This window comes from Nocardia niigatensis NBRC 100131, from assembly GCF_000308655.1.
Taxonomy (GTDB): Bacteria; Actinomycetota; Actinomycetes; order Mycobacteriales; family Mycobacteriaceae; genus Nocardia; species Nocardia niigatensis.
This window is the reverse complement of sequence record NZ_BAGC01000043.1, coordinates 426,970-441,462: the sequence shown is the minus strand read 5'-3', so window position 1 is coordinate 441,462 and position 14,493 is coordinate 426,970. Positions and strand designations below refer to the sequence as shown.

The window sequence follows — 14,493 nt, the reverse complement described above, 5'->3', positions numbered from 1 at the left end:
GGTACGGCGGCGCGAACGATGCCGCCGTACCGCGTCGGTATGGAATTGCGAAGGGGGAGCTGGTCAGCCGTCGAGGCCGAGTTCGCGGAGGCGGGCGCGATAGAGCTCGACATTGCCGAGCTTCACGTCCTCGTAGCCACGCACCAGGTCGGGCAGGCCCGCCGCCTCGGTGGCGGTGCCGTAGCCGTCGATGGTGAGGCCGGCGGCGAGCCGGTGCACCATGCCGGTGTAGTGGGACAGCAGTTCCCGCTCCACCTTGCGCACGTGCGCGTAGCCGAAGGGATCGAGCTTGGTGCCGCGCAGTGACTTGCCCTTGGCCAGCAGCTTCAGAGTCACATGCGATTTCGGGGCGAGCCCGATCTTCTTCTTGCGGCCGAGCGCCCGCAGCACCGGGGGGTGCAGCATGTAGGTGAGGTTCTCGCCGCCGGGGACCTGGGCCTTCACCTCGTCCAGGAAGGCCGGGTCGACCAGCAGGCGGGCGACCTCGTACTCGTCCTTGTAGGCGGTGAACTTGTACAGTCCGCGCGCCACGGCCTCGCTGAACTCGGTGCGGTCGGTGATCGCGCGCTCGGCGTTCCAGGCGGCCTGGACGGTGTCGATGTAGCGCCGGGCGACCTTGACGTTCTGGTAGTCGACCAGTTCGGCGGCGCGCAGCTCAACCAGTCGCCGGACCTCTCCGTCGAAGCTGGTGCCCGCCAGCAGCTCGGCGGGGGCGATACGCGGAGTGCGCTGTGCCGCAGCCGAATCGGTGGCGGCAGCGAAGGCGGCCGGATCCGCGACGGCCACGCGACCCCAGCGGAATGCCGCGATATTGGCCGCCACCGCGACGCCGTTGATGGTGATCGCCTCTTCGATCGCCGCGGCGGGCAGTCGCAGGCCCCCGGTCTGGAAGGCCGCGCCGACCATCAGGAAGTTGGCGGCGGCGGTATTGCCGAACAGGCGCTGAGCCGCGGCCAGGGCGTCGCAGTCGAACTGCGAATCCGACACCGCCGCAAGCCGATCCAGCAGCGGCCCGGTCTCCGGATAGGCGACCGACTTGTCGTACACCATGTCACCGGTCGGGGTCTGGCTGGTCGAGGCGACCACGACCGTCCCGTCCGGGTTGCCGTACTGCAGGTTCTTGGGGTCGGCGGCGGTCAGCAGGTCGATGGCCATGATGCAGTCCGCGCTGCCCGGGGTCAGCCGGTTGGACGGCTCCAATTCCGTTGTGGAGAACCGCAGGTGGGACAGTACCGGCCCGGCCTTCTGGCTCAGCCCGATCTGATCGAGGCTCTCGACCGCGTACCCCGCCCGCAGTGCGGCGGTGGCCAGCACCTGGTTGACGGTCACGATGCCGGTGCCGCCGATGCCCGCGATCAGCACGTTCTGGGTACCCAGCGGAGCACCGAGCCCCGGATCGGCCACCATGGGCGGCTCGGCCGGCTTCCGTCGCTTACCGGGTTTGGAACCCTTGCGCCCCTTGGCTTCCGGGTTCAGCTCCACCGTCACGAACGACGGGCACTCCCCGTCGAGGCAGCTGTAGTCGGTATTGCAGGAGGTCTGGTCGATGCGCGTCTTGCGCCCGAACTCGGTCTCCACCGGCTGCACCGACAGGCAGTTCGACTTGGTGCCGCAGTCGCCGCAGCCCTCGCACACCGCCTCGTTGATCACCACCCGGGTGTTGCGCACCGGCAGCGTGCCGCGCTTGCGCTGGCGGCGGGCGTCGGCGGCACAGTGCTGATCGTAGATCAGAACGGTGACGCCCTCGATCTCGCGCAGCAACTTCTGCGCCTCGTCGAGCCGATCACGGTGCCACAGCAGCGTGCCCTTGGCGAGCGCTTTCCGGTTGTGCCGCTTGGGATCGTCGGCGCAGATGATGATCTGCTTCACACCCTCGACGGTCAGCTTGTGGGTGAGCTTCGCGACCGTCAGCCCGCCCTCCACGTCCTGCGCGCCGGTCATGGCGACGACCTCGTTGTACAGCAGCTTGTAGGTGATGTTCACCCCCGCCGCCACGCACGCCTGGACGGCCAGCTGCCCGGAGTGGAAGAACGTGCCGTCGCCGATGTTCTGGAACAGATGCGGCACATCGGTGAACGGGGCCTGCCCGATCCACTGGCTGCCCTCGCCGCCCATCTGGGTCAGGCCGGTGACCGCGCTGTCGCTGCGCCCGGACAGGGTGACCAGGGTGTGGCAGCCGATGCCGCCACCGCCGATCGAACCCTCGGGCAGGGCGGTGGAGCGGTTGTGCGGGCAGCCGCTGCAGAAGTACGGGGTGCGCTTGGCGGACAGCACCTCCAGCGAAAGCGCCGGGGGCGGCGCCTTTTTCAGCTCGACGCGGTCGCGCAGCACCCGCCGCAGCGGGGCCAGCAGCCGGCCCGCGGTCAGCTCGCCGTCGAAGGGCATGAGCGGCAGGCCGTTTCCGTCGAGCTTGCCGAGGATTCGCGGGGCATCCACTGTGCCGTACAGGATTTCCCGGATCTGGGTCTCGAGGAACGCGGTCTTGTCCTCGACCACGATCACCTGCTCCAGGCCGCGGGCGAACTCGGCGACCCGCTGCGCTCCGATCGGATAGGGCATGCCGATGCGCAGCAGGCGAATACCCGCGCGGTGCATGTCCGCCTCGTCGACGCCCAGATCGACGAGCGCCTGGCGCACCGCGTCGAAGGTGGTGCCGGTGGCCGCGATACCGATCCGCGCCTGCGCCGGATCCACCTCGATCACATCCAGCTCGTTGGCGGCCCCGAAGGCGCGCACCGTGGCCCAGCGCGGCCCGTACAGGTCGGCCTCGGCCAGCAGGCTGTCCGCGGGTGCCGCCATCGGCCGCTGCCGGTAGGCGAAAGTCTTTCCCTCCCACTGCACCTCGGGCACCGCGATGGGCAGCTCGGCGACCGAGGAGTCCACCGTCCACGCGCCGTCGGCGACATCGGCCACGATCTTCATGGCCACGATGCAGCCCGAGGCCCGCGACAGCGCCACGCCCTGCATGCCCATGGTGATGATCTCGCGGGCATTGCGCGGGAACAGCACCGGCACACCCATGGCCGCCAGCGACCGCTCGCTCACCGCGGGCACGGTCGAGGACTTCGACGCGGGATCGTCACCCACCAGCAGCAGCACGCCGCCGCGCGGATTCACCCCGTACATGTTCGCGTGCCGGATGGCGTCGGTGGCCCGGTCGACGCCGGGGCCTTTGCCATACCAGATGCCGACCACGCCGTCGTGCGTCGCGGTCCCGGCCGGCAGATCCGCCTGGCTGCCCCACACCGCGGTGGCCGCGAGCTCCTCGTTGAAGCCCGGTACGAAGGCGATGTCGTGTTCGGACAGCACATTCGGCATGCCCAGCAGCATCTTGTCGACCCCGCCCAGCGGGCTGCCCTGATACCCGGACACAAAGGTCGCGACCCGGTGGCCGGCGCGCATATCGCGGACATGCTGTTCCACCAGCAGGCGGGCGATGGCCTGCACACCGGTGAGGAGGACCGGACCCGCGCCGGACCGGTAGCGGTCGGCGAGGTCGTAGGGCGTAGCCGTTTCGGCCTGTCGGACAGGCGCGCAGGCAACGTCGGTCATGAACAGTCACCACACTCTCCACAACTCAGATCGTGAGCTGCAAACGAAGGGACCAAAGCGATCGGTGCAGCGAAATCTGCCGTGATGTGTGATTCGTGTCAACAGACGCGCGAAAAGTTGATCAGACTGCTCAAAAGTGATCTGGAACACTATGACGCACGCAGCAGTCTGCTCGAGCGTCCCCGGTCCCGGTGCATCTCCCGGCGTGCCGGTCCCGGTTCGTCATTCTTGTCCGGGTTGGCTCGTCAGATGCTCGACGAGCGGCAGTGACCGGTACTCGACCGGAGTGGCCAGGGCCAGCATGGTTTCGGTGTGCTTCACGCCCGGAATCGCGTGCACGCGCTGGATGATGGACAGCAGATCCGGCTGCGACCGCGCCGCGATCCGCACCAGCAGGTCCCCGCGCCCGGTCGTCGCGTGCACCTCGAGCACGTTCGGGAACTCCCGCAAGGCCTCGACGATGTCGTTCATCTTGTTCTGGTTCAGCTCGATGCCGAGGAACGCGTGCACCGCGAACCCGATGGCCTGCAGATCCACGTCCGGCGGATACCCACGCACGGCCCCGGACGCCTCGAGCCGTTTCATCCGCGCCTGCACGGTGTTGCGCGCGATCCCCAGCCGCTGCGCCAACTCCAGAATCGGCACCCGCGGATCGGCCGCCAACTCCGCGAGCAGCGCGGAATCGAGGCCGTCGATCTTGATGCTCATGCCGCATTGTCGCACAGGGGTCGGCCGGCGTCGGCCGGCCGGAACCGTCGCTCCGGCCGTCGCCGCGGGCTCGGTTCAGGCCCGGGACCACGGCATTGCCGTCGTGATCGCCCGCCGAGATGGTGGCGGTATCGCCGCGGGTGACGGTGCCCCGCAGCGCGGGGGCTACGGGGACGATCAGGTCCACGCCACCGGTTCAGCCCACGGATTCCGGTGCGGCCGAACCGGATTGCGCGCGGGAGCCGGAGAACTCCGCCGAGAGCTCCTCCAGCGTGCGGCCCCTGGTCTCCGGAGCCAGGGTGACCGCGATGGCCAGACCGAGGACGCTCGCCGCCACGAACAGCCACAGCACGTGGTGCAGCCCCCACGACTTGATCAGTGTGGGCAGCCAGAGGGTGCCGATGATCGCGCCGATCCGTGACACGGCGGTACCCAGGCCATTGGCGGTGGCGCGCACGGCCGTCGGGAAGACCTCGCTCGGATAGACCAGGTTGACGATGCCGGGGCCGGAATTGGCGAACAGCACCGCCGCGCCGAGCAGCACCACCAGGCCGGTCAGCCCCGGGTCCTGCCGCAGCGCCAGCACAGTCAGGGCGAGGAACATGCCGATGAAGCCGGTGATCAGCAGCGGGCGGCGGCCCACCCGGTCGACCAGGGCGACGCCGGTGACCGCGCCCGCCACGCCGACCAGGGCGATGATCAGCGAACCCGTACAGGTGCCGGTCGCGCTGGTGGTGACCTGCTCGAGAATGGTGGGCGTGTACAGCGTGATGCCGTAGTACGACATCGTGTACATGAACCAGAACCCGCAGCAGAAGAACGTGTAGCGCAGCAGCGGCATGGTCAGCAGCGTGCGCCACGGCGAATCATGCTGCGGTGCGGCCGGTCCGGGCAGTGCGGTGGCAGCGTCGCCGAGACCGGCGAGCACCGCGCCGGCTTCGTCGCCGCGGCCCCGGGCGGCCAGCCAGCGCGGGGATTCCGGGATGCTGCGCCGCATCCACAGCACGATCAGCGCGAAGACCGCGCCCAGCACCAGCATGACCCGCCACATGGCGTCGCCGAGCGGCAGTAGGGCCAGGGCGAAGGCATAGGTGGTCGCCGCCCCTGCGAACCAGGTCGCGCCGAGGCGGCACATGAGGCTGCCGCGGCGCTGGGCCGGCGCGTACTCCGCGAGCAGCGAGGTCGAGATGGTGTAGTCGGCGCCCAGGGCCAGGCCCAGCAGCAAGCGGCACACCAGCAGCTGCCAGGCGTCCTGCGCCAGCGCGGCGAGCAGCGCGAAGAAGACGAACCCGATGAGGTTCACCAGATACATCTGCTTGCGGCCCAGCCGGTCGGTGAGGCGGCCGAAGACCAACGCGCCCACGAACATTCCGATGACCGCGGCCGCCGACAGCGCTCCGGCCATGAAGGTCGGCAGGTGCCACTGCCTGGTGACCGTCGGCAGCGCGACCGCGATCACCGTGATGTCGAAGCCGTCGAGGAACATGCCGGCCGCCGAGAGCGCCGCCACCTTGCGGTGGAAGGCGGTCAGTTCCGTGGAGTCGAGGACTGAAAAGGCATCGCGGGGCACGATGATCCTTCCTGGGGAGATCGGATTACTCAATCGTTTCAGCAAAGGTAGAGGCGTCGAGTCGAGTAGTTGCTCAGGACGTTGTGCAGAGTTCGGAGCGCTGCCATGAGAGTTCAGCCTCCGTTCGCTAGGGTGTCTCTCCGTGGTACCCGGGAGCGAACCGATCACGCAGCGCGATGTGGCCTCCTCACTCGGAGTCTCGATCTCGGCGGTGAGCCTGGCCCTCGCGGGGCGGCCGGGCGTGAGTGACCAACTGCGAGAACGGATTCTCGAGCGCGCCACCGAACTCGGTTACCGGCCCAACGCCTCCGCGGTCGCCCTGCGCACCCGGCGCACCCGGGTGCTGGGACTGCTCATCCGCAATCTGCGCAACCCGCACTTCCTCGACGTGATCGACGGCTTCGACGAAACCTGTTCCGCCGCAGGCTATGACGTCATGGTCGGCTCCTCGCGCTACGACTCCGGGCGGGAGCGGCAGTTGCTCGACGCCTTCCAGCATCGGGCCGTCGACGGGCTGGCCATCGCGCCCATCGGCACGAGTCCGCATGCGCGGGAATGGCATTCGGTCACCAGGCGGCCCGTGGTGCTGCTCGACACCGCCGACCGCGAGCATCCCGGCCTCACCATGAGCGTCCGCTCGGATCAGGAAACCTCGGTCGACCTCGCGGTCCGGCATCTGCTCGAGCTGGGGCACCGGCGGCTGGCCATGGTGGTGGCGCCACCGGAGAAATCCCCGGATCCCGAACGGCTGGAACGCTTCCGGCGCCTCGGCGTCGACCTCGGCTTCACCGCGACCCCCGTGACCGCCGAGCTCTCCGCCGACGCCGCGCGTACTGCCGTCACCGCCGCCCTGCGAGCCGATCCGCACGAACGTCCCACCGCCTTCATCACCAACAGCGACTACATCGCCCACACCGTGTATCTCGCCGCTGCCGACCGCGGACTCCGTGTGCCCGAGGACGTTTCGGTCATCGGCCACGACGACCTCCCGACCTCCCCCTCCCTGTCCCCGGCCCTGACCACCCTGGCCGTCGACCGCCACGCCATCGGCTGCCGGGCCGCCACCCTCCTGATCGAGGCCCTCCACACCCGCCCCATCGAACAGCCCAACATCGTCATCCCGGTCCACCTCGAAGTCCGATCCTCGACCGCTGCACCACCCCCGACAGCCTAGGACGCGGCGCGGCTCCGCCGGCCCGGCTCGCTCAGGCAGCGTCGTCGGCCGGGTGCGGATCGAGCCGGGCCCGGACGCACCGAGCCGCTCGGTGCTCCCGGCGGTGCGTTCCGGTTCGGCACGGCCGGGTTCGACACGCCCTTCGTGGCCGCCTACGAGAAGTAGGACCGCGGGCGGCCGCGGATCCCTTGTGGCAGAACGTGGTACCCGCCGACGGCAGGCGAGCGGGCTCCACACGGGGACCCGCTCGCTAACGTGACTTCCCGCCTCCTCGATGATCTAGTCGTGAAACCTACGAGGCGGGATGCCATGAAGACCAGGTCAGCGGCCATTCTCGCGCTGGGCGCCGTGCTCGTGACGGTGGCCACCGCCTGTGAGTCCACCACCTCCCCGGCGCCCTCCGCGGCGCCCTCTCCGGGGCCCGCTGCCACCCAGCAGGAGACCGCTCCGGCCGGGAGCGGGCACGGCCTGTGCCTCGACGTCGATTCGGATCTGGCCCGGGCCGCCATCGCGCGGCTGTCCCCGCCACCGGTCGGCGGGTGGAAGACGGGTCAGGCCGCGGACCAGCCGATCTCCGCGGGCTGTGCCGGCGTCCTGTCCTGGATGCTGGTGAACTCCGACACCAACCACCCGTACACCCACGTCCTGTTCTTCACCAACGGCACCTACCTGGGCACCGCCACTCCCGACCCGTACATGTACACGATGGTCACCGGCAGTACCCGCACCTCGCTGTCGCTCACCTATCACTGGCTGACGGGCAACGACCCCATGTGCTGCCCGCAGGGCGGGCCGAGCGTGGTCACCTTTACCCTCGACGGGACCACGGTGAAGGCGGACGGTCAGTTCCCGCCGCACAGTTGACCCTTCCGTCCTCCGAGGAGACGACCGGCGTGCGAGTTGGAATCCTGTCGTTCGCGCTGGTCGTCGCCACCGCCCTGCTGACCGCCGACACCGCCGCCGGGCCCGCCCGCCCGGCCCCGATCGCGGCGGTCGGCGGCCGTCTCACCCCGCCCATGGGCTGGAACTCGTGGAATTCCGGAATCCCGCTGACCGAGCAGAACATCCACGAGGTCATCGACAGCATGGTCGCCTCCGGCATGCGCGACGCCGGATACCGCTACGTGAATCTGGACGCCGGATGGGCTGCGGCGCAACGCGACACGGCCGGGAACCTGCGGGCCGATCCGCGGCGTTTCCCGCACGGCATGGCCGCGCTCGCCGACTACGCGCACGCGCGCGGCCTGTATCTGGGCCTGTACTCGAGCCCCTACAACGAAACCTGCGGTCAGGCACCCGGCACCGCCGGTCGCGGACACGAGATCGCGGACGCGCGGACCTTCGCGGGCTGGGGCGTCGACTTCCTCAAATACGACTGGTGCCGCGCCGACGCCGACCTCACCGAAGAGGTGCCCGCCTTCACCGCCATGCGGGACGCCCTGCGCGCCAGCGGCCGCCGCATCGTCTACGGCATCAACCCGAACAGCTCCGGCAACCTCCACGCCGGCGGCGACTACGACTGGTCCACCATCGCCGACATGGCCCGCAACACCGCGGATCTGATTCCCCTGTGGCACAACGGTTCCCCGGATCAGCAGCTGGCCACCCGCTCGGTCCGCGGCCTGATCGGCGTCACCGACGAACTCGGCGCCGCCGAACCACTGGCCCGCCGCACCCGCCCCGGCTACTGGAACGACCCCGACATGATGGTGGTCGGCCTCCCCCTGACCGCCTTCATCAGCGCCCACCTCGCGGGCTACCCCGCCGACGTCCTGGCCGGACCGCTGACCACCCGCCAGACCGTGGAACTCGAATCCTCCTTCGACCTCCCACCCGACGTCGTCAGCCGCTTGCGCGACCCCCGATTCAGCCTCGCCCCGGAAGAAGAGCGTGCCCACTTCTCCCTCTGGGCCATGCTCGCGGCACCCCTCATCGCAGGAAACGACGTCCGCACGATGACCGGCCGGACTCGCGCCCTCCTGACCAACCCCGATGTCATTGCCGTGGACCAGGATTCGCGAGTAGTGCAAGCGACCCCGCTCCCGAGCGACACCCGTATCCTGACCAAACCCCTCTCCGACGGCGCTGTAGCGGTGGCCGTGTTCAACCCTGCAGACCGCCCGGCGACCATCGAAACCGCCCTGACCGCACTGGGACTGGGCGACACGGACTGCTACTCGGTCCGCAACCTGTGGACCCACGCGGTCGCCACAACCGCCGGGATGCTGAGCGCCGCCGACATCCCCGCACACGGCGTAGCCATGTTCAAGGTCAGCTCCGGTTGCCCGGCGATTCCACCCGGCGAGTAGACAGTCCGAGCATCGGATTCCGATACAGGGGAATCCGGGTCAGTGGGGTTGGGTGATGCGGCTGTGGACCTCGGTGGCTACCGCGGTGTCCCCGCTCGGGGTGGGGTGGAAGGGCAGGCCGACCAGGTTGACCTTGGGATCCAGGACCGAGAGGAGCCAGGGGTCTGGGGAGCAGAGACCGTGGCCGGCGGTGGGGGTCCGGGCGTCGACGAAGTCGATGGACAGGGCTTGGGCGGCATCGCGTTCGGCGTCGTCCAGGCGGTTCCAGAATTCATTGATGGCCGTGGCTCGGGGCTGGACGTAGCGGAAGACGCCCAGTACGTCGAGGCACCAGGCGGTCGAGTTCGCCGGGGCCAGTTCGGGATAGCCGACCAGTTCGATCCTCGCGTTCGGGGCGTAGTACTTGACGTAGTCGACGACCTTGCGAATGCGGTCGGCGTAGGCCGGACCGTTCACCGTATCGAGGTCGGGCCATCGGCCCTGGGACACCGCATCGGCGTCGCAACCCTGAGAGATATTGAACGCGCAGGTCAATTGGGCGGGGGCGTCCGCGGTGGTCGCCGAATCATGCGGCCACTCGTCATTGGCTCCCAGCTGGATCGCCACCACCCGGGTGCGCGGCCCGAAGGCGCCGTTCTTGGCGGCCTTGATCGCCAGCTGCGCCAGGGTGTAGCCGTCGCGGCCCGGAACCTCCTGGCCGGACGAGGTCACGGGGCCGCTGTCGATCGACGCGTTGGTGCACGTGGCGTTCTCGAAGTCCGCGGTGCCGGCGACGCCCATGAGCGCGCTCAGCTGGACGGGCCAGGATGTGTCCCGGTGCAGGCATTCGTGTGCCGCGACGTCACTGTTGCCGTCGCATTTCACCAGGACGCCGTCGCACGGCGGGTTCGCGGCGAACGAATCACCCATGACCACAAGTGTTTTGCCCGCGGCCGGAGTCGGTTCGTCGGCGGCCGCGGTGCCGATCGAGCCTGCTGCGGCGAGAACGGCGACGGTGGCGGCCAGCCTGAGCGGAAGCACGGCCCCGCTACCGGTCCTGAAACTGATCAATGCAAATCCTCGGTGAATTCGGCACTCTCGCTCAAGAGGCCGGTGGGACAACCATATAGGTCAACTTCGGCCAGGCGACGGACATGGGAACCAGGGGCTCGCGGCAGACCCACACGGTCACGTGGTGATTCTGTCCGGGGATGCCGAGCGGATTGTCCATCCGCAGCGCCGGTGTGGTGTGGGCGAAATTGGCCAGGAAGGCCCGCAGTTCCGGTCCGTCGTTGTAGCCGACATACAGGATGGTCGTGGCCGAGTCCGGCGGCGGACCCCATTCGGCGAAGCCGCGATTGGGGCTGTAGACCGGCGGAATCCATTCGGACCGGCCGAAGTGGTCGAGCGCCCCGGCCTCGTTGTATGCCTCGGTGACGACGACGGCACCAGCCTGCTCCTCGACCGGCAGGCCGATCGCCACCTGGTGCACCGCGTCGGCCAGATCCTCCCAGTCGTCGTTGCCGTAGTGCTGCAGAAAACCCCAGTACCCGGTGTCCGGCACGTCGATCCAGCTCTTGGGGTAGGGGAGCAGCGCCAAGCAGGCGGTCAGCACCGCCGAGAGGACAGCGAGGCCGGTGAACAACCGCCGCAGCACCTGGGCGCGGGTACCCGCGGTGTCCAGGAAGCCCGACAGTATCGAGGCGCCCGCGCCGAAGATCGCGGGAACGATCCCGGCGACGTAATAGGACCGGCCGTGCCCGACGACGACCAGGACCACCATCACCAAGGCGGCGATCAGCACGAACCGGTACGGCCGCAGCTTCGGCTCCCGGGCCAGGCCGTACAGGCCCAGCACGCCCAGCCCGCCGCCGAGGAATCCGGTGACGACCATGATCGCCACGATCGTTCCCAGCTGCCCGCCGTTGCTCCCCGCCGTTTCCTGGGCGATGGCACTGTTGGTCGCCAGCTGTGGCCATTGACGGGAGGCCTGCCACAGCGCGGCGGGCGTCATGGCGGCCGCGAAGATCAGCAGCCCCACCCACAGTGCGGGACGACGCAGGATCTCGCGCGGCCCGGCGGCGAGAACGCCGAGCGCGACACAGGCCCCCAGCATCAGCACCAGCCATTTGTCCTGCACGTCGATCGCCGCCGCCACACCCGCGAAGACGAGCAAGCGGTCCCGGCGCGTGCGCACCCAGCGGACCAGCAGCCAGATGATCAACGCCTGGAACGCGACATCGAACGCGACGCTGTCCAGCACGGTGAAGGCGACGACGAACGGTGACACGGCGTAACCCGCCGCGGCGAGCATCTGATAGCGCGGCCGCGCACCGCATTCATAGGCCACCGCGGCCGCGAGGACGGACACCATGATCAGCAGCAGCAACCCCGGGATCCGCAGCGCGAGAACCGATCCGGGGGCGATCATGTCGGCCGCCCGTGCGATCAGCGGTATCACCGGCCCGTTGTCGACGTAGTCGACCGCCAGTCGCCGGCCGCACGCGAGGTAGTACAGCTCGTCGCCCGCGAGCTGGAATCGGGCCGCGGAGACGGACCAGACGAGCGTGATCAACCCGGAGACCAGAACGACGCCCCGCCACGCGAATACGGGCGGCGCGGAGGTCGATTCGGATTCGGGGGTGTAGGTGAGCGTCATTGGTTCTCCGATGGATGCGCCACGGCGGTTCTCGACCGGCTGGCAGGGTGTGGCCGTGTCAGCGCGCGACGTGGCTGTAGATAGTGGCGGCCACGGCGGCGTCCCCGCGCGGTGAGGGGTGGAACGGCAAGCCTGCCAGGTTGATCTGCGGATCCAGGAAGCCGTTGAACCAGGGATCGGCGGAACACAATCCGTGCCCGGCGGTCGCCGGCTTCACGTCGACGAAGTCGATCTGGAGCAGCGCGGCCGCGTCGCGTTCGGCGACCTGCAGCCGGTTCCAGTACTCGACCATGGCCCGAGCTCGCGGCTGGACCCAGTGCACGAGCCCGAGGAAGTCGAAGCACCACTCCGTGGCGCCCTCCGGCGCCACCTCGGGATAGCCGACCAGTTCGATCTTGGCGTTGGGCGCGTAGTACTTCACGTACTCGACGACCTTGCGAATGCGGTCGGCGTACGCCGCGCCGGTGATCGCGTCGAGCGCCGGCCACCGCCCCTCGGCCACCGCGTTCTCGTCACAGCCCTCGAGCATGTTGAACACACAGGTGAACACCCGGGTCGCGTCCGCGGTGATGGCGCCGTCCTTCGGCCAGGCGTCGTTGAAGCCCAGCTGGATCGCCACCACTTGGGTCCGCGGCCCGAACGACCCGTCCCGGGCGGCTTCGAGCGCCTCCTGCGTCAGGGTGTACCCGTCCCGGCCGGGCACCTTCTCCCCGGTCGATGTCACCGGGCCGGTATCGATGGTCGCGCTGGAACACGAGTTGTTCTCGATGTCCTCAGGGGTGATGCTCATCAGCCCGCTCAGCTGGACCGGCCACGAGGTGGGGCCGTGTAAGCAGGCCTGCAAACCGGCGCTGTTCTCGTCCGCGCATTTCACCAGCACCGCATCGCACGGTGGGTTCGCGGTGTACGAGTCGCCGAGTACGACGAGCGCGCGGCCCGGTGCGGGGTCCGCGGCGGTGGCGGTGCTCACCGACCCCGCGGCGGCGAGCACGCCGACAGCGGCGCCGAGCCGAAGCAGGAGGGCGGCCCTGCCTGTTGTCCAGGAACTGGTCAATGCAAATCCTCATCGAGCCACGGCCAGTCCGCATAGGGTGTCGACCATGACGCAGGTCACAGCGTCTGACAGATAAAGAAAAATATCGCCTTTTCACTCTCTCGGCAAGCAAGTGATCGGTGCGAACCGCGGACCGCCGACTGGTTGCTCCGGGCGGGGTGGTGAGGGCTGTCCGATCTCCGCTGGCTTCGGCCGCCCGGGCGCGGTGCCGCACGCTCCGCATCGACGCCGGCCGCGCACGTTCGAGAGGACGGTGCACCCGAAATTCACTCGGCCGACGTCTGATTCGGGTATCGAGCAGCGAATCTAGTGTCCCAGTACTGGGTTTCGTATCGTCGGGGCGCTGAACAGGGCGAATGGGTGCGCGGCGTGCCGTGAATCGAGATCGTAAGTAGTTGGCAGAGAGGCAAATTCAGACAATCTGCGCATCCGTGGACTCTCAGGATTGCGGCGAGATGCCCATGCGAAACTCGAGCCGATGATCACCTACTTGCAAGCCGCTGTCATCGGCGCCGTACAGGGTGTCACCGAACTGTTCCCGATCTCGAGCCTGGGGCACTCGGTCCTGGTCGCGGATTGGGTCGGCGGTAGCTGGAAGCAGGTGACGGTCGGAAGATCCGGCCGGGGCGCGACCTATCTGGCCTTCGTGGTGGCGTTGCACGTGGCCACGGCGATCGCGTTGCTCGGCTACTACTGGCGTGACTGGGTGGCCATCATCGCCGGCTTCCTGGCCACGCTGCGAACCCGGCGCGCGGAAACCGTTCCGCAGCGGCTCGCCTGGCTGATCGTTCTCGCCACCCTTCCCGTCGCGGTCCTCGGTCCTTTCCTGGATCGCCCGCTGCACGCGCTGTTCACCACGCCCGTCGACACCAGCATCTTCCTGACCTTGAACGGAGTCGTGCTCGTCATCGGTGAGGGCTTGCGCCGCCGCAACGAACCGACATTGGCCGAATACGGTCGCCGGTTCGGCCGCCGTGAGGCCCACCGCTCCGTGCACGCCCTCGATCCGAAGCTCCCCCGTCAGGCCGACCGCCCGCTGGCCGCCCTGAGCCCCCTGGACGCCCTCGGCGTCGGCTTCGCCCAGGCCGGAGCGCTACTGACCGGGTTCAGCCGCGCCGGTCTCACCATGGTCGGTGGTCTGTGGCGCGGTCTGGAGAACGAGCACGCCGCCAAATTCGCCTTCCTGCTCGCCACTCCGACGATTCTGGGCGCGGGCCTGGTCGAGTTGCCGGAGCTCGCCGAACCGAGAATCGCCGCCATCCGCGGCCCGGTCCTGCTCGGCGCCTTCGTCTCCGGAACCTGTTCATGGCTGGCGGTGCGCTACCTGGAGCGCTACTTCCGCACCCGCACCCTGCTTCCGTTCGCGGCCTACTGCATCATCGCCGGCGCCCTGTCGATCATCCGATTCATCTGAGGCGGAACCGAATTCGACTCGCCCCGGCGAAGCAGGCCGCGAAACGCAGAGCGGCCCAGGCGAGAGAGGATTCT

10 protein-coding genes are annotated in these 14,493 nt (G+C 68.9%); 4 read left to right on the top strand and 6 right to left on the bottom strand.

From position 1 onward, the window contains the following. Positions 1-63: 63 nt before the first annotated feature. The 3 genes from ON33_RS19410 to ON33_RS19400 all read right to left on the bottom strand — a co-directional run bounded on the left by ON33_RS19410 (position 64) and on the right by ON33_RS19400 (position 5,830). Entirely contained in the window at positions 64-3,552 is a 3,489-nt protein-coding gene (locus ON33_RS19410; protein ID WP_040860303.1) for an indolepyruvate ferredoxin oxidoreductase family protein, read from the bottom strand. Between the two features lie 222 nt (positions 3,553-3,774). Then, on the bottom strand, positions 3,775-4,260 hold the full coding sequence (locus ON33_RS19405) for an Lrp/AsnC family transcriptional regulator (protein WP_040860302.1): 486 nt from the start codon (positions 4,258-4,260) through the stop codon (positions 3,775-3,777). 196 nt (positions 4,261-4,456) lie between these two features. Beyond that, positions 4,457-5,830: an MFS transporter gene (locus ON33_RS19400; RefSeq protein ID WP_040860301.1), complete on the bottom strand. Its 1,374-nt coding sequence runs from the start codon at positions 5,828-5,830 to the stop codon at positions 4,457-4,459. 142 nt (positions 5,831-5,972) lie between these two features. On the opposite strand from ON33_RS19400, the gene ON33_RS19395 reads away from it, so the two are divergent. The 3 genes from ON33_RS19395 (at position 5,973) to ON33_RS19385 (ending at position 9,313) form a co-directional block, all read left to right on the top strand. Next, a complete protein-coding gene (locus tag ON33_RS19395; protein WP_051152466.1) occupies positions 5,973-7,004 on the top strand; it encodes a LacI family DNA-binding transcriptional regulator in 1,032 nt (343 codons plus the stop codon). Positions 7,005-7,313: 309 nt separating this feature from the next. Beyond that, entirely contained in the window at positions 7,314-7,868 is a 555-nt protein-coding gene (locus ON33_RS19390; RefSeq protein WP_040860300.1) for an LppP/LprE family lipoprotein, read from the top strand. 29 nt (positions 7,869-7,897) lie between these two features. Beyond that, on the top strand, positions 7,898-9,313 hold the full coding sequence (locus ON33_RS19385) for a glycoside hydrolase family 27 protein (protein ID WP_040860299.1): 1,416 nt from the start codon (positions 7,898-7,900) through the stop codon (positions 9,311-9,313). 39 nt (positions 9,314-9,352) lie between these two features. On the opposite strand, the gene ON33_RS19380 is transcribed toward ON33_RS19385, so the two are convergent. From ON33_RS19380 to ON33_RS19370, 3 genes are read right to left on the bottom strand one after another with little or no spacing between them, the layout of a single operon-like run. Beyond that, positions 9,353-10,363, bottom strand: a complete 1,011-nt coding sequence (locus tag ON33_RS19380; RefSeq protein WP_157184608.1) for an SGNH/GDSL hydrolase family protein — start codon at positions 10,361-10,363, stop codon at positions 9,353-9,355. 31 nt (positions 10,364-10,394) lie between these two features. Then, positions 10,395-11,951: an ArnT family glycosyltransferase gene (locus ON33_RS19375; RefSeq protein WP_051152465.1), complete on the bottom strand. Its 1,557-nt coding sequence runs from the start codon at positions 11,949-11,951 to the stop codon at positions 10,395-10,397. A 58-nt stretch (positions 11,952-12,009) separates the two neighbouring features. Beyond that, the gene (locus tag ON33_RS19370) at positions 12,010-13,005 is read right to left on the bottom strand and encodes an SGNH/GDSL hydrolase family protein (protein WP_083869098.1); all 996 of its coding nucleotides are present in this window, start codon (positions 13,003-13,005) and stop codon (positions 12,010-12,012) included. 478 nt (positions 13,006-13,483) lie between these two features. Between ON33_RS19370 and ON33_RS19365 the strand changes: the two genes are divergently transcribed. Beyond that, complete coding sequence (locus ON33_RS19365) at positions 13,484-14,419, top strand: undecaprenyl-diphosphate phosphatase (RefSeq protein ID WP_040860296.1); 936 nt, start codon at positions 13,484-13,486, stop codon at positions 14,417-14,419. Positions 14,420-14,493 lie beyond the last annotated feature (74 nt).

What these genes read in the sequence shown, in the direction of transcription:
- ON33_RS19390 (WP_040860300.1), top strand. Translation starts at nt 7,314, where the DNA reads ATGAAGACCAGGTCAGCGGCCATTCTCGCGCTGGGCGCCGTGCTCGTG.
- ON33_RS19375 (WP_051152465.1), bottom strand. Translation starts at nt 11,951, where the DNA reads ATGACGCTCACCTACACCCCCGAATCCGAATCGACCTCCGCGCCGCCC.
- ON33_RS19405 (WP_040860302.1), bottom strand. Translation starts at nt 4,260, where the DNA reads ATGAGCATCAAGATCGACGGCCTCGATTCCGCGCTGCTCGCGGAGTTG.
- ON33_RS19365 (WP_040860296.1), top strand. Translation starts at nt 13,484, where the DNA reads ATGATCACCTACTTGCAAGCCGCTGTCATCGGCGCCGTACAGGGTGTC.
- ON33_RS19410 (WP_040860303.1), bottom strand. Translation starts at nt 3,552, where the DNA reads ATGACCGACGTTGCCTGCGCGCCTGTCCGACAGGCCGAAACGGCTACG.